11 protein-coding genes and 1 pseudogene are annotated in these 19,746 nt (G+C 75.0%); 6 read left to right on the forward strand and 6 right to left on the reverse strand.

What is annotated here, in order from left to right; all coding sequences use genetic code 11:
- Positions 1-227 precede the first annotated feature (227 nt).
- The gene (locus AB0N04_RS32630) at positions 228-1,754 is read right to left on the reverse strand and encodes an amino acid permease (protein WP_360222616.1); all 1,527 of its coding nucleotides are present in this window, start codon (positions 1,752-1,754) and stop codon (positions 228-230) included.
- Between the two features lie 184 nt (positions 1,755-1,938).
- Positions 1,939-2,895: a hypothetical protein gene (locus AB0N04_RS32635; protein ID WP_360222619.1), complete on the reverse strand. Its 957-nt coding sequence runs from the start codon at positions 2,893-2,895 to the stop codon at positions 1,939-1,941.
- Positions 2,896-3,196: 301 nt separating this feature from the next.
- Here AB0N04_RS32635 and AB0N04_RS32640 point away from each other — a divergent pair, with 301 nt between their 5' ends.
- The 5 genes and pseudogenes from AB0N04_RS32640 (at position 3,197) to AB0N04_RS32660 (ending at position 14,057) form a co-directional block, all read left to right on the forward strand.
- Positions 3,197-4,663, forward strand: a complete 1,467-nt coding sequence (locus AB0N04_RS32640) for a hypothetical protein (RefSeq protein ID WP_360222622.1) — start codon at positions 3,197-3,199, stop codon at positions 4,661-4,663.
- Between the two features lie 175 nt (positions 4,664-4,838).
- On the forward strand, positions 4,839-6,665 hold the full coding sequence (locus AB0N04_RS32645; RefSeq protein ID WP_360222625.1) for a hypothetical protein: 1,827 nt from the start codon (positions 4,839-4,841) through the stop codon (positions 6,663-6,665).
- Between the two features lie 441 nt (positions 6,666-7,106).
- Positions 7,107-9,870: pseudogene (locus tag AB0N04_RS32650) on the forward strand (molybdopterin cofactor-binding domain-containing protein).
- A 445-nt stretch (positions 9,871-10,315) separates the two neighbouring features.
- Positions 10,316-13,150, forward strand: coding sequence for an SdrD B-like domain-containing protein (locus AB0N04_RS32655; protein ID WP_360222628.1), 2,835 nt, complete (start codon positions 10,316-10,318; stop codon positions 13,148-13,150).
- A gap of 106 nt (positions 13,151-13,256) precedes the next feature.
- Complete coding sequence (locus AB0N04_RS32660; protein ID WP_363365631.1) at positions 13,257-14,057, forward strand: hypothetical protein; 801 nt, start codon at positions 13,257-13,259, stop codon at positions 14,055-14,057.
- 24 nt (positions 14,058-14,081) lie between these two features.
- On the opposite strand, the gene AB0N04_RS32665 is transcribed toward AB0N04_RS32660, so the two are convergent.
- The gene (locus tag AB0N04_RS32665) at positions 14,082-15,455 is read right to left on the reverse strand and encodes a right-handed parallel beta-helix repeat-containing protein (protein WP_360217816.1); all 1,374 of its coding nucleotides are present in this window, start codon (positions 15,453-15,455) and stop codon (positions 14,082-14,084) included.
- A 31-nt stretch (positions 15,456-15,486) separates the two neighbouring features.
- Here AB0N04_RS32665 and AB0N04_RS32670 point away from each other — a divergent pair, with 31 nt between their 5' ends.
- Positions 15,487-16,713, forward strand: coding sequence for a Dyp-type peroxidase (locus AB0N04_RS32670; RefSeq protein ID WP_360217813.1), 1,227 nt, complete (start codon positions 15,487-15,489; stop codon positions 16,711-16,713).
- Between the two features lie 117 nt (positions 16,714-16,830).
- Here AB0N04_RS32670 and AB0N04_RS32675 read toward each other — a convergent pair whose 3' ends face one another.
- The 3 genes from AB0N04_RS32675 to AB0N04_RS32685 all read right to left on the reverse strand — a co-directional run bounded on the left by AB0N04_RS32675 (position 16,831) and on the right by AB0N04_RS32685 (position 19,599).
- Entirely contained in the window at positions 16,831-18,306 is a 1,476-nt protein-coding gene (locus AB0N04_RS32675) for a SulP family inorganic anion transporter (protein ID WP_360217822.1), read from the reverse strand.
- 83 nt (positions 18,307-18,389) lie between these two features.
- Positions 18,390-18,992, reverse strand: coding sequence for a carbonic anhydrase (locus AB0N04_RS32680; RefSeq protein ID WP_360217810.1), 603 nt, complete (start codon positions 18,990-18,992; stop codon positions 18,390-18,392).
- A 241-nt stretch (positions 18,993-19,233) separates the two neighbouring features.
- On the reverse strand, positions 19,234-19,599 hold the full coding sequence (locus tag AB0N04_RS32685) for a hypothetical protein (protein WP_360217807.1): 366 nt from the start codon (positions 19,597-19,599) through the stop codon (positions 19,234-19,236).
- Positions 19,600-19,746 lie beyond the last annotated feature (147 nt).

Genomic DNA, 19,746 nt, shown 5'->3' on the forward strand with positions numbered 1-19,746 from the left:
AAGTACTCGGCGGCCACCCGCTTGCCCTGCAGCCGGCCCTGCATGTCCGTCATGGCCAGCACGACGGTGTCGATCTCCCCCGCCGCGACCATGGCGCGCAGCTCGTCGAGGGTGAGCCGGGGACGGCTGCTCATCGGATCTCCGTAAGGTGTCGGTACGGGGGTGGACCGCCCCGGGCCGGGGCGGTCCACCCCCGGGGAAGCGGGGGAGCGGCGGAGCGGTGCGGGTCAGGAGTGGAAGGGCTCGGCCGCCGGCTGCACGCCGGTGTAGGAGGCGTTGCGCGGGTGGTCGCGCTTGAGGAACCACCTGCGGGCCGAGAGCAGCCACCAGAGGGTCGCGAAGCCCACGACGACCGCGACGGCGACCGGCGCGTAGTTGAAGTTCTTCGCGGTGACCGGGCTGACCTGCGGCAGCATGAACAGCACGGTGATCACCGCCACCCAGACCACCGCGACGATCCCGATCGGCCGGCTCCAGCGGCCCAGGTGCCACGGCCCGCGCTGGAAGCGGTCGCCCTGACGGACCCGCAGGAAGGTCGGGATGATGTAGGCGATGTAGAGGCCGATGGTGGCGATCGAGGTGACCGCGGCGTAGGCGGTGGTGTTGATGAGGTCCGGCAGGCCGAGGGCGAGGGCGCCCGCGACGGCCAGCCACACGGCGTTGGTGGGCGTGCGGGTCTTCGGGTTGATGGTGTGCCACACCCGGCTGAAGGGCAGCGCGCCGTCGCGCGAGAAGGCGTAGATCATGCGGGAGTTGGCGGTGACCGAGGCCATGCCGCAGAAGAACTGGGCGCCGATGACGATCAGCAGCAGGAGCTTGGCGCCGCCGATGCCGATCGCGTCGATGAAGACCTGCGCGGGCGGCACGCCGGTGGCGGTGCCGACGGTGGAGTCCCAGTCCTGGATGGCGAAGGTGAGGCCGACGATCAGGATGAAGCCGGCGACCCAGGACAGGGCGATCGAGCGCACGATGCCGCGGGGCCCGGCCACGGCCGCGTTGTTGGTCTCCTCGGTCATGTGCGCCGAGGCGTCGTACCCGGTGAAGGTGTACTGGGCGACGAGCAGGCTCAGCAGGCCGACGTAGAAGCCGCTCTGGAAGCCGGTGCCGTTGGCGAAGTGCCCGAAGACGAAGCTCGCGGACTGGTGCTTGGCGGGGACGATGGCCAGCACGCCGACGATCACGGCCACGCCGACGACGTGCCACCAGACGCTGACGCTGTTGAGGAACGCCACCGCCCGGACGCCGAAGGTGTTCAGGGCCCCGTGCAGCAGCAGGATGCCGGCGAAGAGGATCATGGTGTGCTGCGGGGTGCTCTCGTAGCCCCACTGCAGGTCGGCGTAGGCGTTGAGGAAGGTCGCCGCGCCGAAGTCGACGCCCGCGGTGACGGCGACCTGGCCGAGCACGTTGAACCAGCCGGTGAACCAGGCCCAGGCGGCGGCCGAACGGGCCGGGGCCATCTCCTTCGCCCAGAAGTAGAGGCCAGCGGACGTCGGGTAGGAGGAGCAGACCTCGGCCATGGTGAGCCCGACGAGCAGCGTCATCGCGCCGACCAGCACCCAGCCCCAGGTCAGCATGGCGGGGCCGCCGGTGGTCAGGCCGAAGCCGTAGAGGGTCAGGCAGCCGGACAGCACCGAGATGATGGTGAAGGAGACGGCGAAGTTGGAGAAGCCGGACATCCGGCGGGCCAGGACCTGGGTGTAGCCGAGTTGGGCGAGTCGTTCCTCGTCGGAGAGGCCGTCGGGTTCCAGGGGCATGACAAGGATCCTTCCAGGGGGGAGGTGCGCGGAGGGGAAGCGGGCAGGGAGGGACTGTCGGGCCCGGGACGCTGGTCCGGGGCGGGCACCGCGGGGCGGGTGGGGGGAGGACGGGCCTGGGTACCGGGTACCGGGTACGGAGTGGACGGGCTGTGCTCGGGCCGGACGGCGGACCGGCCGGGGCTCAGGACCGCCGGCGCCACCGCGAGGTCTTGGTCGAGGCGTACGCCCGCTCCCGGTGCTTGACGAAGAGGGCCCGGGCGTCGCCGCAGTACGACCACGGCAGGCGCGTGGCGTACGGGCCGATCTCCTCGAACACGTCCAGCGCCTCCTCGTGGCGCCCCGCGAAACAGAGCGCGTGCGCCAGGTAGTTGGCGTCGTCCGCGAAGTTGGCGTGCGGTTGCGGGGCGCGGTAGTGCCACCACCGCTCCAGCACCCGGTCGATGTCCGGGCAGTCCAGCCAGGGGTGGACGGTCGGCCCGAACCGGCGCGGGTCCTGGGCCGTCCGGTGCCGGTGGTACTCGGCCTGGGCGACCAGCAACAGGACCGGTGTCGGGGTGCCGCGCGGAGCCTGGTGCACCTGCTCGTGGGCCCAGTTGAACATGGCGGTGGTGGAGCCCTGGGCGCGGGGCATCAGGTAGGCCAGTAACTCGTGGTAGCCCTCGCGGTTGTAGGGGTCGCGGTCGCGGACCTCCTCCCACAGCCCGGCCATCGCGGGCCAGTCCGGGGCGAGGGTGCGCACCAGCGCCATCATCACCAGCCAGGGCGAGGGGTCCTCGGGCGCGGCGGCGGCCGCCTCCTGGCAGGTGCGCCAGGCCGCCTCCCTGGACGCCTGGTCCGAGTCGGTGCCGGCCAGGATCACCCGCAGCGACCGGACGTGGGCCAGCGCCGCCAGCGCGTCGGGGTTTCCGGGCTCGGCCGCCATCCAGGTCTCGACCCAGCGCAGCCGCACGCCCTGCCGGGCCAGCACCTGCAGCCGGAAGACACGGCGGTCCCAGTCGCTGCCGGTGGCCGCGATCAAGTCGCGCGGGCCGTCCCAGCGGCCCATCGCGGCGTCCTCGCACACGGCGCGCAGCGCCCGGTCGTCCCGGGCCGGGTGGTCGTCCAGCGAGGATGCGTCGCGTCCCGGTCCCCTAGCCACGGAGGACCCCTGACGGAGCTGGTGCGGGTGCCACGGATGCTCTTTTCCTTCGACGGTCGCCGACGGCCCCGGCGGCGGTGCCGGGCCTGCGGTTTCCGTTGGGTGTGTCCATGCGGGCGAATACGAAGCGTCAACCGTTCGTCGCGCTGCGCGGAAGTAGAAAATCAGAAACGGACAGGCCGCAGGTAGGGCTCACTGGGGGTCCACTCGACGGGAGACGGGCACACTCGTGCCCGTCGTCGGTCCAAGTTCGGGCAAACGTGCCCCCCGGCGGGTGGCGGCGGCCCTACAGTTCCGGTCCATGACCAGTCGCCGCACCGGAACGCCCACCCTGGAGAGGCGGCCCAACTGGCAACTCGCCGACCTCCTCGACCAGGCGGGTCTGTCCAACAAGCAGTTCGCGCGGTCGGTCCGGGAGACCGCGGTCCGGCACGGGCACGACGCCAAGTGCACCCACACCAGCGTCCAGCGCTGGCTCGACGGGCGGAGCAGCCGCGCCGTACCGCCCGAACTGATCGCCGAGACGCTCTCGTTGGCCCTCGGACGGCTCGTCAGCACCACCGACATCGGCATGCCGACCAACCGCCACCGCGACCTGCTCGCGACGATGACGGAGTTCATCGACGAGCCGGCCGACCTGGTGGCCGCCGCCCGACGGCTCTGGAGCAGCGACCTCGACCAGCACAGCGCCATCCGGGTCGAGATCCCGGCCGGCGCGCTCAGCGGCCCCGCCCTGCACTGGCTGCTCGCCCCCGCCCCGCCGCCTCCCCCGGGCCGCGGCGCCGGCCCGCTGGTCACCGCGGCCGACGTCACCCGGGTGCACACCACCTGCCGGACCTTCGACCAGATCGCCGGGCGGCACGGCGGTGCGGCGGCCCGGCTGCCGGCGGTGCAGTACCTGCACACCGGCCTCAGCCCGCTGCTGACGGGGCGCTACCCCGGGCCGGTCGGGCGGCTGCTGTTCGGCGCCACCGCCGAGGCCTGCCTCGGCATCGGCCGCTACGCCTTCGACGAGGGCCTCTACGGCCTGGCCCGCCGCTACCAGCTCCTCGCCCTGTTCATGGCGCACCACGCCGACGACCGACTGGTCGGCGCCCACGCGCTGGCCGCCCTGGCCGACCAGTCCCTCACGGTCGGCGACCACCCGCCGACGATGGACCTCGTCCGGGCCGCCCTGACCGCCACGGTCGGCCACGACCCGTACGCCCGGGCCGCGTTGCACGCCAGCGAGGCCCGGGCGTACGCGGCCCGCCGCGACCCGGCGGCCACCGCGCGCGCACTGGCCGAGGTCCGCAGGTGCCTCGGGCGCGCCGCCCAGCCGGCCCCCGAACCGCACGGCCCCGACCGCACCGGCGGCTTCGGCCCCGCCGACCTCGCCGACTGCGAACTCCGCTGCCTGCTAGCCCTCGGCGACCACCGGGCGGCCCGCGACTGCGCCCGGCTGGCCATCGCCGCCCGGGACCCGGGCCGCGTGGTCGACCAGGCGATCGGCTACGGCCTGCTCGCCCTCGCCGAGGCCGGCAGCGGCCGCCCCGACGAGGCCTGCCAGGCCGCGGAGCAGGCGCTGCGGCACGCCGACGGGGTCCAGTCCGCCCAGGTGGCCGGTGTCCTCGACCACCTCGCCGACCGGCTGGACCGGCTCGACCGGACCGACCGCCTGGACCGGCCGGACCAGGGGTCGGCGCCCACCCGGGCGGGCGCCGTGGCCCAGCGGATCCGCGCGGCGCTGCGCTCCGGCCAGTACGCCGGGTCCGCCCGCCGGCCGTGAGGCGGGGCCCGCGGCCGGGCCGCACGACCGCGCCGCCGGCCGCGTGACCGGGGCGCGGACGCAGGACCCCGGATCGCGGTCTCCCGTCGGGCGGGGGCGGCCCGGCCCGTAGGATCGGAGCCCGCCGCAGGGAGCCCAAGTCCCGTGCGGGCGGCGGGGAGTGGATGGGGGGCGTATGAAGGATCGTGACATCCGGTGGAGCGTGGTGCGCGGCGGGGCCGTCGCGCTGGCCGCCTGGTGGCTGTGGATGCCGCTCGTCGCGCTGCTGGCCTGGCTGGTCAAGCACTTCGCGTTCGGCGGGTTCGGGCAGCAGGACCAGAGCTACGTCCTGCTGCTGGAAAGGGAGTTCTTCCCGCACGGCTCCGTGCTCGACTCGGCGCCGCTGTTCTGGTTCTGGCTCGCGGTGGGCCTGTGCGGCACCGTCGTCGCGGTCGGCTACGTCGCCTCCGAGTCCGGTGCGGGCTTCGGCGGCTGGCGGGTGCGCCTGACGATGGCGGCGGTGGTGCTGGCCCTGGTCGGCTCGCTGGTGCGGGCGGGCACCGGGCTCTGGGACGACGACAAGGACGAGGGCCGCTTCTACGCGGCGGCGACGGTCCTCGACATCCCGGAGGGCGGGGCGGGCACGCCCCGCTCGGTGCTGCCGGTGACCGAGCACACCCGGGCCGGCGACGGCGACCGCTGCGACCTGGTGGGCACCGCGGACGTGCCCGCCTGCGTGAAGACCGCGCCGATGCCGGACTTCGACTTCGAGGCGCGCACCGCCTCCTACGCGGCGGCGACCAAGGCGCTCACCGACAGTGCCGGCCTGACCTCCGGGATCCACCTGCTGGGGCACAGCCTGCACTACCTGCCCGACGCCTCGAAGGGCGGCGGCGTGTGGACGGCCGTCCTGGACGGCTCCGGCGAGCAGCCGATGGAGGGCGTCGCCGTCTGGGACGGCCGCTCGAACGCGGTCGCGACCTGTGCGTTCCGCGGTGACCACGCGTTCGGCCGGGCCTTCGACGGCACCGGCGCCGTGAGCCTGCGCAACCTGCTCGCCGAGCGCTTCCCGGACCTCGTCTACAGCGACCAGGACATCTGGGGCTACTGCGACGGCGCCGACCCGCGGACGGCCCGGCCGGTGGTGGTGATCTCGGTGGCGCGGCAGACCGGCTGGAAGCAGCGCACGGTGCTGGCCCCGGCCGGGGTCCTGGTGCTGCGCGGCTCCGCGGACGGCCGCCCGGCCGTCACCTACCGGGCGGAGGTGGCACCGGGCGACCTCCCCGGCGCCGTCTACCCGGCCTCCGTGGTGCGGTCGCAGATCCACGAGGTGCAGTGGCTCGGCGGGCGCGGCGCCAAGGACGACCGCGGCTTCGGCTACGCCCACACCTCGGCGGCGACCAACGCCGTCAACCCGGGCGAGTTCCTGCTGCGCTCCAAGGCGGACGGGCACCTGTACTACGTCACGCCGCTGGTGCCGAGGGACAGCTCCTCGCAGCTGGTGGTGGCGTTCGCCGTCCTCCAGGCGGACCGCGCCGGCGGCGGCCTCAACGACCTGCACGTGTACGTCCGGGGCGACGACAGCCCGGCGGTCAACCTGGACGTGCTGGCCAGCCGGATGGTGACGTACATGGCGCAGCAGACCTCGATCACCGTCAGCGCCGGGCAGGGCGGCGCGCTGCAGGAGATCGTCCCGTTCGGCCGGGACATGTGGCGCGGCTTCGTGGACTTCAACGGGCAGACCCAGGACTACATCGACCTGTCCGGCGACGCCACCGTGACGCCCAACCTGGTGTCGCTGGGCGGCAGCATCACCCCGCCGGGCGGCCAGCCGGCGCCGGCGCCGACTCCCACCGGGCCCGCCCCGACCGGCCCGCCCGCCACCGCACCGCCGACCGCACCGGCGGGCGGGTGCGGGGGTGACCCGGGGCAGATGACGACCGGGCAGCTCGCGGCTTGCGTGGCGGACCTCTCCAGGGCCCTCCAGGGGCGCGTCCAGGAGCCGGCGCCGGCGCACTCCTGAACCGGTCACGACGCCACCGGCGCACCGCCCCCGCAGGGAGCGGGCCGTGCCGGTGGCGTCGCCGCGTTCCGGGCCGCTGCGCCGCGAGCCCTCGCGCCCGCATGCCCGAGTGCCCTTGCGTTCACATGCCCCGCGGACCCTTGCCCATCGCATCCGCGAGGCTACTGCCCGTGACGCCCTCGCGCCTGCAAGGGCGGCCGACCTGGTGAATCGTCCAGTCCCGCCGGACGGGGCTGGTGTCCGAGCCCACTCGTCCGCACCCCGGGGCGTTGCTTCAATCACCGTACTGAACGGTCGAGGACGGTGGTTGGACGTGGACCTGAACACGGTGGTGGACCCGTGCGGCGCGCGGCGTGGCGGGGCCGGACGGCCGGGGAGCGCCCGGCCGGGGGAGCGGGGCCGTACGGACCTCCGCCGGGAGCGGGCCGGGGAGGCCGGGCGATGAGCTTCCGCATCCGCGTCAACGGCGAGGAGTTCGACGCCGAGCCGAGAGCCGGCCAGTGCCTGCGGACCTATCTGCGCGAGCGCGGCTGGTTCGGGGTGAAGAAGGGCTGCGACGCCGGCGACTGCGGCGCCTGCACCGTCCAGGTCGACGGCGATCCGGTGCACAGCTGCCTCTACCCGGCGCTGCGCGCCGAGGGCCGCGCCGTCACCACGGTCGAGGGGCTGGCCAGGGACGGCGAACTCCACCCGATGCAGCAGCGCTTCCTGGACGCCCAGGGCTTCCAGTGCGGGTTCTGCACGGCCGGGATGCTGATGACCACCTCCGCCGCCGGCTTCGACGAGGACAAGCGGGCCGACCTCCCGAGGGCGCTGAAGGGCAACCTGTGCCGCTGCACCGGCTACCGGGCGATCGAGGACGCGATCCGCGGCGTCCGGCACACGGAGTCGCCGTGCGCCGGCCAGGCCGTGGGCCGCAGCCTCGGCGCCCCCGCCGGGCCGCAGGTGGTCACCGGCACCGCCCGCTACACCTTCGACCTGGACGTCGAGGGCCTGCTGCACATGAAGCTGCTGCGCTCCCCGCACCCGCACGCCCGGATCGTCTCGATCGACACCGCGGCGGCCCTTCGGGTGCCCGGGGTGGTCGCGGTGTTCACCCACGAGGACGCCCCCGACAAGCTCTACTCCTCGGCCCGGCACGAGCACCCCACCGAGGACCCGGACGACACCCGGGTCCTGGACGACGTGGTGCGCTTCGTCGGTCAGCGGGTCGCCGCGGTGGTCGCCGAGAGCGAGGGCGCCGCGGAGGAGGGGTGCCGGCGGATCGCCGTCGAGTACGAGGTCCTCCCGTACGTGCTCGACCCGGAGGAGGCGATGGCGCCGGGCGCCCCGGTGATCCACCCCAAGGGCCCGGAGTCGCGGATCGCCCGCGCCGAGAACAACGTCTGCGGGGAGGCGCACGGCGAAACGGGCGACGTCGCCCGGGGCTTCGCCGAGGCGGACCTCGTCTACGAGGAGACCTTCCGCACCCAGCGGGTGCAGCACGCCAGCCTGGAGACCCACGGCTGCGTCGTGTACTTCGAGGAGACGGAGGGGGCGGGGGAGGAGCGGATCGTGGTGCGGTCCTCCACCCAGGTGCCGTTCCTCACCCGGCGGGCGCTGTGCGACCTGTACGACCTGCCGATGGAGAAGGTCCGGGTGGTCGCCGGGCGGGTCGGCGGCGGCTTCGGCGGCAAGCAGGAGATGCTCACCGAGGACATCGCGGTGCTCGCCGCGATGCGGCTGCACCGGCCGGTGAACCCGCGCCGAGCAGTTCTACGGTGCCACCACCCGGCACCCGTTCCGGATCACCGTCAAGCTCGGCGCCAGGGCGGACGGCACGCTCACCGCCATCCAGTTCCGGGTGGTCTCCAACACCGGCGCCTACGGCAACCACGGGCCGGCGGTGATGTTCCACAGCGTCGGCGAGTCGATGGGCGTCTACCGGGCGCCGCACAAGAAGGTCGACGCGTACTCCGTCTACACCAACGGCGTGCCCGCCGGGGCGTTCCGCGGCTACGGGCTCGGCCAGGTCACCTTCGCCGTCGAGTCGGCGATGGACGAGCTCGCCCGGCGCCTGGGCGTCGACCCGCTCGTGCTGCGCGAGCGGAACGTCATCGGCCCCGGTGAGCACATGGAGGGCCCGCTCGGCGAGGAGGAGGACCTCCACATCGCCAGCTACGGCCTGGACCAGTGCCTCGGGGTCGTGCGGACCGCCCTAGCGGACGACACCAGCGCCGAACTGGCGCCCGAGGGCTGGCTGGTGGGTCAGGGCTTCGCCATGGCGGCGATCGCCTGCGGGCCGCCCGGCGGGCACATCGCCGACGCCACGGTGAAGCTGCTGGAGGACGGCACGTACGACATCGCCGTGGGCACCGCCGAGTTCGGCAACGGCACCACCACCGTCCACAAGCAGATCACCGCCGGGGCGCTGGGCACCACGGTGGACCGGATCGCGATCCGGCAGTCCGACACCGACGTCGTCCGGCATGACACCGGGGCCTTCGGCTCGGCCGGCACCGTCGTCGCCGGCAAGGCGGTGATGAAGGCCGCCAACGCGCTCGCCGAACTCCTCCTCAGCTTCACCGCCGAGTACGCCCGCACCCCGCGCAGCCTGCTGCGGCTCACCGCCGACGCCGTCGAGTGCGACGGGCGCACGGTGCCCCTCAAGGAGGTCTTCGAGGCCGCCCGCGGCCGGGGCGTCGAGCTCGCCGCCGACGGGCACTTCGGCGGCTCGCCGCGCTCGATCGCCTTCAACTCCCAGTGGTTCCGGATCGCCGTCGACCCGGACACCGGCGAGATCCGCATCCTGCGCAGCGTCCACGGCGCGGACGCCGGGAAGGTGATGAACCCGCTGCAGTGCCGCGGCCAGGTCGAGGGCGGCGTCGCCCAGGCGCTCGGCGCGACCCTCTTCGAACAGGTGCTGGTCGACGACCGCGGCGAGGTCACCACGGCCGCCTTCCGCCGCTACCGGCTGCCCGCGTACGCGGACGTGCCCCGCACCGAGGTGCACTTCTCGGACACCTCCGACGCCATCGGCCCGCTCGGCGCCAAGTCGATGTCGGAGAGCCCGTTCAACCCGGTGCCGCCGGCCTTCGCCAACGCGCTGCGGGACGCCACCGGCATCCGCTTCACCGAGGCGCCGTTCCTGCGCGACAAGGTGTGGCAGGCGCTCGACGAACACCGCAGGAGCGCGGGCGCGGCGGGCCCGCCCGGACGGGCCTGAGCGGGACGGCCGGACCGGGCCTGCCCGGCCGGCCGGGAGGGGCCTGATCGGGGCGGGAGGGGCCTGATCCGGACAAGCGAAATGTCGCCTTCCTGGAGCCGGAACGTGTCGAACCCGTGTGCCCCCGCCGCCCGGTGGCGCGCCGGCCCAGTCCTCCCTGGCCGGGGCCGGCGGGGTGGTGCGGCTTCCCGGCCGGCCCCGCACTGGTGCCGGGGGTGAGGAAGTGGTGCGTGGTGCAGACGAGTTGAAACGCGCGGCGGATTCCGTGCGCCCCTCCGGCGCGGTCTCCGCCGCGCGCTCCCGTGAGCATGCGTCAAAGTTCAAGTTCTGCTGCGAACTTGTCCCGGTCCCCTTTAAGCTCCCGTTAACAATGGCGGCTTTTCGCCACTCACGAACTCCCTCACGAGGTCGGGCGGAAGGCCCAGGCTGGACGATGAGAGCAGGGATGACAGAGACAAGTGAGCGGACATCCGGGATCGCACGCGGCCCGGACCGGCGACGGGCGGGAGCTCCCGGCGGCCGCACGGTGGGCGGCGCCGTGGTGGCGGTCGCCGGAATCGGCGCCTGCCTGTTGGCGGCGGCCCCGTCGGCCTCGCCGCGGGCGGTCGACGAGGGAGCGGTGACGGTCCGCGTCGTGCGGGCCGTGGACACCAGCGGAGTGTGGACGCCGGCCCTGGAGCCGGGCATCGCGGGCGTGCGGGTGACGCTCACCGACGACGCCGGTGCCGGCGTCGACGGTGTCACCGCGGCCGACGGGACGGTGACGCTGGCACCGGCCGGGACGAAGCTCTCCGGTGGCAGGTACCGGGTGCAGGTGGTGAATCCGAAGCCGGGCGTGCTGTTCCCGGCCTTCGCCTCGCGGCAGGGGCTGGACGGTGCGCCGAACCGGCTCAGCAGCAACGAGGAGTTCGTGGACCTCACCGGCGGCAGGAAGGTGGCGTACACCACCGGACTGTGGAACCCGGGCGACTACTGCCAGAAGAACGCACCCCTGGTGACGACCTGTCAGGCCGCGGCCAGGGAGGGCGGCGAGCAGCGCACGCTGGTGTCGTTCCCCTACAGCGCGCGCGGCCAGGACGGCGTGGACGTCAACGTGACGGACCTCGCCACCGTCGCGGACACCGGCACGCTGTTCGGCATCGCCTGGAACAAGGCGGACCGGCGGGTGTTCTCGGCGGCGACGGCGAAGCGCACCACGCCCTACGGCCCCGGCGGAGCCGGCGGAATCTACGTCACGGACCCGGTGCAGAAGCGCACCACGCTGTTCACGACCGTCCCCGACGCCGGGTCGACCGGGCACGGCACGGGCACCGACGACGCGTTCCTGGGCGTGCCCGGCAAGGAGAGCCTGGGCGGCATCAAGATCACCGACGACGGCCGGAACCTCTTCGTCGTCAACCTCAACGACCGCAGCCTGTACCGCTACGACGCCACCGGGGCGACCGCGGCCGCGCCCGACGCCGTCTACCGGATCCCGGACCCGGGCTGCCCGGCGGCCGGGGACTGGCGGCCCTTCGGCCTGGGCCTCCAGGACGGCACCGGCTACCTGGGCGGCGTCTGCTCGGGCGAGTCCACCGGGAAGACCTCGGACCTGCGTGCCGTGGTCCTGCCGTTCGACCCCGCCACCGGGGTGTTCGGCAAGGCGGTGCTGGACCAGCCGCTGGACTACCCGCGGCAGTCCACCGTCGGCGGCGGGCCGTGCGACGGAGCGGGCTGGTTCCCCTGGACGGACACCTACCCGACCGAGCAGAACGGCCGCCCCTGCGGCAACTCCACCATCGCCAAGCCCGAACCGGAGCTGGGCGAGATCGCCTTCGAGACCGACGGCTCGATGCTGCTGGCCTTCCGCGACCGCTTCGGCGACCGCGCACCGGCCGGCCCCACGCCGGGATCCGCCGCCGTCGTCATGTCGGGCGGTGACCTCGACAAGGCCTGCCCGGCGAACGGCGGGTACGTGATGGACACCAACAACGGGTGCGGCCTCGCCCCCCGCGGCACCCGCTTCTTCGACACCAGCTGGGGCGGCCACCGCAACACGGCGTTCGCCGGCATGGCCCTGTCCAGGGTCGAGAGCACCATCGCGGTCTCCGCCTTCGACCCCAACCACACCGCCCTCGGCTACGGCACCTCCTTCCTCCGGCGCACCGGCGAGCAGGACCCGAAGTTCGGCCTGCGGCTCAACCCGGCCGGGGCGGTCGCCCCGTTCGGCAAGGGCGCCTCGATGGGCGACCTCGAGGTGCTCTGCGACCAGGCGCCGCTGCAGATCGGCAACCGGGTCTGGTACGACCCCGAGCGCAAGGGCACCCAGAGCCCCGGCCAGAAGCCCGTGCCCGGCGCGACCGTCAACCTGTACGACGAGGCCGGAAAGCTCGTCGCCACCACGAGGACGACCGAGCGCGGCGAGTACTACTTCGACGGCTCCAACGTGCCGGGAGACCTCAAACCGCGGACCAAGTACACCATCCGGCTCGACAATCCGGCCGACTACGCCAAGGGCGGCCCGCTGTACCAGTGGGTGCCGACCGACCACGACGTCGGCGACAACCGCTTCGTCGACTCCAAGGGCGTCGTCCCCGCCGGGGGCAGGTTCCCCGAACGTGCCCTCACCACCGGCGGCCCGGGCCAGAACGACCACACCTTCGACTTCGGCTTCCGCCGCCAGGAGGGCGCGCTGCGCCTGGTCAAGCACGACCAGGACGGCAAGCCGCTGACGGGCGCCCGGTTCCAGCTGTGGAGGGAGAGCAACGGCACCGACGGACTGCAGAGCACCGGGGCGAAGCCCGACACCGCCGTCGGCGACCCGTGCACGACCGGGGCGGACGGCCTCTGCCAGGGCAGCGGCACGCCGGGGACGTACTACTGGCAGGAGCTGAGCCCGCCGACGGGCTACGCCGCGCCGGAGAACCCGGTGGCCGGGCCGTTGGTGCTCACCCCGGACAACCTCGACGACGGGGTCTCGGTGACGGCCGTGAACCGGCTCATCCCCACCCCGACGCCGACCCCCACCCCGAGCTCGACGCCGTCACCGACGCCGTCACCGACGTCGTCGCCGACGCCGTCACCGACCGCGCCGACGACCACGCCTCCGGCACCGCCGGCGCCCCCGGGCGGGCCGGACGCGCCGGCACCGGCGCCGCCGCGCCCGGCACCCGGCGGGCAGCTGCCCGGCACCGGCGCCGGGCAGGCGCTCCCGGTGGCCGCGGCCGCGGCCGTGGCGCTCACCGTTCTCGGTGCGGCGCTGCTGGTGACGAGCCGCAGGCGCAGGGCCGGGCGGCGGTAGACCCGGGCCGCCGGGCACAGCGGTAGCGGTCATGGGCGGGTTCGCGGGCCACCGGTCCGCGGACCCGCCCGGCCGTGGTGACCGACCGAGGAGAGAGGGCAGACGCATGGCCCGCAGGACGAGGACCGACCGCGGTGCGCCGCGGCGGACCTTCTGGCTCAGGACCGCGGTCGCGGTCGTGGTGTGCGCCGCCGCCGTCGGCGGTGTGGCCGCCTACCGGACCGTCTCCGCCGAGCCCGGGGAGCGGGCGGTGACCGGTGACGAGGCGGCAAGGCTGGCCCTGTCCCGGCTGAACCTGTACCAGGCGAGCCCGGTGACGGTGGCCCTCACCGCCGCGGAGGGCGGCGGCGTGCAGGTCAGGGTCGAGGGGATCGTGGACTACCGCACGCACCGCGGCGCGGGCCGCTACCTGGTCACCGGGGCGAACGGGCCGCTCGACCACGGCCTGATCGTCTGGGACGCCGGCGGCCTCGGCCTCGCCCCCGCGGCCCAGGGCGCCCCCGCACCCGACGCCGCCGGGCCGCCCTGGGAACAGGCCGAGCGCGTCCCCCGGACGGGCTGGTCGCCGCGCACGTACACCGCGGACCCGCTGGACGCCGGGCTGCAGCTGATGGTCCAGCTCGGCGCGGACCGGCCCGACAACCCGCTGCTGCTGGCCCAGTCCGGGGCGCGCCGGCTCGGCCGGGACCGCATCGACGGCCGGGACCACGACCGGTTCGCCGGGCCGCGCGCCCAGGGCGCCGCGCCGGACGCGGGCCGCTCGCCGCTCACCTACTGGGTGGACGGCGACGCCACGCTGCGCCGGGTGACGATGCGGATGCCCGGCCTGGGGACCCCGACGACCGTGGACTTCACCGGGCGCGACGCCGGGGCGAAGCTCCCCGAGGCGCCGTGGCTCACCGGGTGAGCCACGGCGCCTCGGGGAGTGTCCTCAGCCCGTCTTCTGCGGCACCGCCGCCGGGTCGGCCGGGAGCGGGTAGGCGTCCGGGTCGACGGCCCCGGGCAGGTCGGTGGCCGGACGGCCGGGCGCGGTCGGATCCGGCAGCGAGGGCTGTGCGGGCGGGGCCGGCACCTGGCTGAACGGGATGCCGGGCGGGGCCTGGACCGGCGCCGCGCGGCCCGCGGGCAGCGGCCCGCGGCCCTGGACGCCGCACCCGGCCAGCGTCTCCAGGCCGTCCGGGCTCTGCACGGCGGGCAGGTTGCCGCTGAAGCAGTTGCCCGGATCCGCCGAGGCCAGCACGAGGTCGGCGCCGTTGCCGTCCGCCCGGTTGCCCTCGACGCGGTTGCCGCTCGCCGGGTGCCCGGGCGGGTCGGTGATCACCACTCCGGCGGCGCGGTTGCCCCGGACGAGGTTGCGCACCACCCGGTTCGCGGTGCCGCCGCCGATCCCGATCCCGATGCCGAAGCCGCCGTCCGCCTGCTCCGGGGTGTCGGCGGCGTTGTTGTCGGCGACCACGTTGCCCGCGATCACCGCGCCGTGCTGCGGGGCGAGGGCCTCCAGGTCGTTGGAGTTCACCGTGACGCCGACCCGGTTGCCGACCACGCGGTTGCCCAGCACCGACAGGCCGTCCGAGGCGTTGGTCAGCTCGATGCCGACGGCGTTGCGCTCCACGGTGTTGCCGCGCACCACCGTGTCGCAGGGCTTGCACTGGCCGACGTAGATGCCCGAGTCGGCCTGCCCGGAGGCGTAGGAGTCCTCGATCACGCCGCCGCGCGCGTCGAAGGCGTAGATGCCGTACAGGCCGTTGCCGTAGGCCGTCACCCGCGTCGCCCGGAAGCCCTGGACGACCGGGAAGCGGGCGGTGTCGAGCGGGTCGTACGCGGAGCCGCCGGCGCCGTGCTGCTGCAGCTTCTCGTCGGTGACGCCGGTGAACAGGACGCCGTTGGCCAGGTAGCCGTGGACGGTGAGGTTCTCCACCACCGATCCGGGGCCGGTCACGGTGACCCCGTTGACGAGCCGCAGCCCGCCGTCGAGGACCACGGTGGTGCGGTCCGTCCCGCGCAGCACGACCCGGGCCTTGGTGATGCGCACGCTCTCGCGGTAGACACCCGGCCCGACCAGCACCGTCTCCCCCTCCCGGGCGACGTCCACGGCCTGCTGGACGGTGCGGAAGTCCTCCGGCACCCGCAGCACGCTCCCGGCCGGGTGCCGGGAGTCGGCGGAGCCCGCACCGGTCGAGGAACACCCGGTGGCCGTCAGGGCGACCGCCGCGACCAGGGCCGTCAGGAGCCGTGCCGCCGCCCCGACCACCGGCGGCCGAGCGGACGGGGTGGTCAACGGGCGCTCAGGAGACGTGATTTGCATGGCAAGTGTTCTATCGTCTCCAATAGGGCGCATGCCTACCGAACCGGAAAACCCGCGGCCGTCGCCCGGGCCGGCCGCGACCGGGATGGGGCGGCGCAGGGCCCTGCTCGCCGCCGGCGCGGTCTTCGCCGCCGGGATCGGCGCCGCCGCCGGCGAACTGGCGGACGGCAGCCGGACGCCCGGCCGGGACGGTGCCACCGGCAGTGCCACCGGCGGGCCGCCCCCCGAGGCCGCGGCCCCCTTCCACGGCGCCCGGCAGGCCGGGGTGACGGCGCCCCAGCCCGTCGCCACCCGGCTGCTCGCCTTCGACCTCCCGCAGACCACCACCGCCGCCGACCGGGACACCCTGCGCGGCCTCCTGGGCGCGCTGACCCGCACCCTGGCGGCCGCGGCGACCGACACGCCGCCCGACCCGAGGCTGCAGGGCGGCACCACCACCCGGCTCACCTCCCTGGTCGGCGTCGGCCCGGCGCTCGCCACCCGGCTGGGGCTCGACGTCCCCGCCCGGCTCGCCGAGCTGCCGGAGTTCCCCGGCGACCGGCTCGACCCGGCCCGCGGCGGCGGCGACCTCCTGCTGCAGGTGAGCGCCGACGACCCCTGGACACCGGCCGTCCTCGCCGAACTCGCCACGGCTGCCGCCCGGTCCGCCGGCGCCGTACCGCGCTGGTCGCAGTCCGGATTCCTGCAGCGCACCGCCCCGGGCGCCACCCCGCGCAACCTCTTCGGCTTCAAGGACGGCACCGCCAACCCGGACGACGAGGCCGCCCGGCAGTGGGTCTGGGGCCCGGTCGGGCCGCACGAGAACGGCACCGTCCTGGTCTACCGGCGGATCCGGATGGACACCGCCGCCTTCGCCGCCCTGCCCGAGGACCGCAGGCAGCTGGCGATGGGCCGGCGGGCCGGCGACGGCGCCCCGCTCACCGGCAGCGCCGAGCACGACGAGCCGGACATCTACGCCAAGAACCCGGACGGCTCCTACGTCATCCCCGCCACCGCTCACGTCCGGCTCAGCAGCCCCCGCCTCGACGGCGGCGCCCGGATGCTGCGCCGCGGCTACGGCTACGACGACGGACCGGCCGACCGCGGCCTGCTGTTCTGCGCCTTCATGCGCGACCCGGCCCAGTTCACGCGGGTCCAGAACCGGCTCGCCGCCCGCGACGCCCTGAACCCCTTCCTCGAACACACCGCCTCGGCGGTCGCCTACGTCCTCCCCGGCGCCCCGGTGGGCGGCACCCTCGGCGAGGCCCTCTGGGCCTGACGGTCTGCGTGGGCTGAGCGGGCTGAGCGGGCTGAGCGGGGGAGTGGCGGAGCGCGCGGACGCCGGCCGGGCAGGTGCCCCCGAGGGGGAACCGCCCGGCCGGCGTCGGTCGGACCGTCAGGCGCTCACCACCAGCGGCGGTTTGAGCCGCACGTCGCTGCTGCCCCGGGCGGCGTGCTGGTCGGCCCAGGAGATCAGCGCGCTGCGGCAGGCGTGGTCGAGGTGGCGCAGTTCGCTCCAGTCGAGGTCCACCGCACGGTCCGTCGGCAGCGACTCCAGCGTGTCCAGCAGCCGGGGCAGCCGCAGGAAGGTCGCGTTGCCGCCGAGGCGGACGTGCAGCGGACGGCCGTCACCGGTGTCGGTGAGGTCGATGTGCAACTGGGAGGTCTGCCAGGCGCTCTTGGCGACGGCGAGCGCCACGCCGAGCAGGACGCCCTCGAAGAGGTTGGTGACGACGATCGCGCCCGCGGTGGCCGCGAGCACCACCACCTCGCTGCGGTGCGCCCGCCACAGGGCGACGCCCTGCCGCAGGGGGATCAGCTTGCCGCCGGCGTGGATCAGGACGCCGCCGAGCACGGCGAGCGGGATCAGCCCCAGGGCGGCCGGCAGGAGCGCGGCGAACAGCAGCAGCCACACGCCGTGCAGGACGCGGGACGCCCTGGTCCTGGCCCCGGCCTGGACGTTGGCGGCGCTGCGGACGATCACGGCGGTCATCGGCAGGGCGCCGAGCAGCCCGCACAGGGTGTTGCCGATGCCCTGGGAGGTGAGCTCCTTGTCGTAGTCGGTGCGGCGCCCGTCGTGCATCTGGTCGACGGCGGCGGCGCTGAACAGGCTCTCGGCGGAGGCGATGACGGCGAACGCGAGGACGGTGCCCAGGCCCGCCGCGCTCGCGACGGCGCCCAGGCCGTCCGCGGTCGGGAGGGCGACGGCGCCGAGCAGCCCGTCCACCTCGACCCGGGGGACGTCCAGGTCGAACAGGGCCGTCGCGCCGGCGGCGAGGGCGACCGCCGCCAGCGGGGCGGGCACCGCGCGGACGGGGGCGGGCAGCTTCTTCCAGCACGCCAGCAGGGCCACCGTGGCGGCGGTCATGGCGACGGCGGTCATCGCGGCCCGGCCGGTCAGCCAGTCGCCGAGCAGCGCGGGGATCCCGGCCACCTTCGCGGTGCCGGAGCCCGGCGCCGACCGGCCGGAGACGGCGTACAGCTGTCCGAGGATCAGGATCAGCCCGATCCCGGCGAGCATGCCGTGGACGACGGACAGGGAGATCGCGCGGAACCAGCGGCCCATGCGCAGCAGTCCCATCGTGACCTGCAGGAGTCCGGCGGCGAGGACGACGGCGCCGAGCGAGGCGAGCCCGAACTGCCGGACGGCGTCGTAGACGAGGACGGTCAGCCCGGCGGCCGGGCCGCTGACCTGCAGGCTGCTGCCGGGCAGCAGGCCGACGACCAGCCCGCCGACGATGCCGGTGATCAGGCCGCGTTCGGCGGGCACGCCGGAGGCGACGGCGACGCCGACGCAGAGCGGGACGGCCACCAGGAAGACGACCAGCGAGGCGGGCAGGTCCTGGCGCCAGTGCGCGAACGCGCCGCGCAGCGGGGAGCGGCCGCGGGCCTCGGGCCCGGCCGGGCTGGTGGGGCTGTCGGTCGTGCCGGGGAGACCGGGGTGGTCGGGAGTGTTCACAGCGGCAGGAACCCCCGGTCCGATCCGGCGAGGACGGTGCCGGTGTGCACCTCGTAGTACCAGCCGTGCAGCCGCAGGGAACCCTCCGCCAGCCGGCGGGCCACGCCCGGGTAGCTGCGCAGCCGGTCGAGCTGGGCGAGGACGCTGCGCTGCACCGGGCGGGCGACGTCCGCGTCCTGGTCGTGGGCCGGGACGGGGGCGAGGTGGCTGGTGGGCGGGGCGGCGTGTTCGAGCCAGGTCCGGACGGCGGGGACGGGCGCCAGGTCCTCGGCCCGCACCAGCGCGCCGATGGCCCCGCAGTGCGAGTGCCCGCAGACGATGACGTCGGGGACCCGGAGGATGTCGACGGCGTACTCGATGGTGGCGGCCTCGCCGCTGGGGGCGGCCGTGTCGTAGACGGGGACGATGTTCCCGGCGGTGCGCAGCTCGAAGAGCTGCCCGGGGCGGGATCCGGTGATCAGGGCCGGGACGACGCGGGAGTCGGAGCAGGTGATGAAGAGGGCTTCGGGCGCCTGCCCGGCGGAGAGCCGGCCGAGGTCGTGGCCGCCGGAGGCGAGCCGGTGCGGGAAGACGCGGGCGTGCGTCACGAGGGACTGCATGAGAGGTCTCCTTCTGCCCGCCCGGGTGGTGCCGGGCGGGAAGCTGCTGTCGTGGGGCAGCGGCGGGCTGACGCGCGGTCGGCCGTGGGCCGGCGGTGCCGTGGCCCGGGCCCGTCCGGAAGGATCCGCCGGTCGGGCGTGGGGCGGTGGCCCGCCGCCCGAGGGCATGGCGGGGCCGCACGCGCCCTTGGTGGGCGCGCGCCGGATCGCGTGCGGGGTGCGGGTCAGCTCGCGGGAGCCGTCAGCAGCGGAACACCTGGAGGCGCGCGAGCGCGGCCGGTCTCGACCCGTTCGCGCCGGGCACGGGGCCCGTGGGCACGGTGACGCAGGTGGCCGCGACGCCGGTGACGGTGCCGCTCGCCGCGCCGACGGCCGTACGCACGGCCGTGCCGCCGCTCGTGCGGTGGTGGGCGGTGGCCCGTGCGGTCGGTGCCTCGGTGAGGTGGTGGACCTTCCAGGCCGGGTGGCCGTCGGCGGCCGTGGACTGCGGCAGCGGCTCGGCGGCGAAGGCCTGCGAACCGGTGCCGAGGGCGGCGAGCACGGCCGAGACGACGGCGGCCAACAGGAGGGCGAGGCGCTTGCCGCGCGAGATGCGTCGTGCCGTCACTGCGCCTCCCCTCCGTCCGCGTCGAACCGGTGGCTCCGAGCTGCCGGCTCCGAATCGTTCGCGCCGAACCGCCGGCCGAACATTCCGGCTCCGGAACCGGTCACCGTGCTGTCCAGCGTACCGACCGTGTGTAACCGGGACGTTAGC

Origin of the sequence: Kitasatospora sp. NPDC051702, from assembly GCF_040681575.1 — a bacterium.
Taxonomy (GTDB): Bacteria; Actinomycetota; Actinomycetes; order Streptomycetales; family Streptomycetaceae; genus Kitasatospora.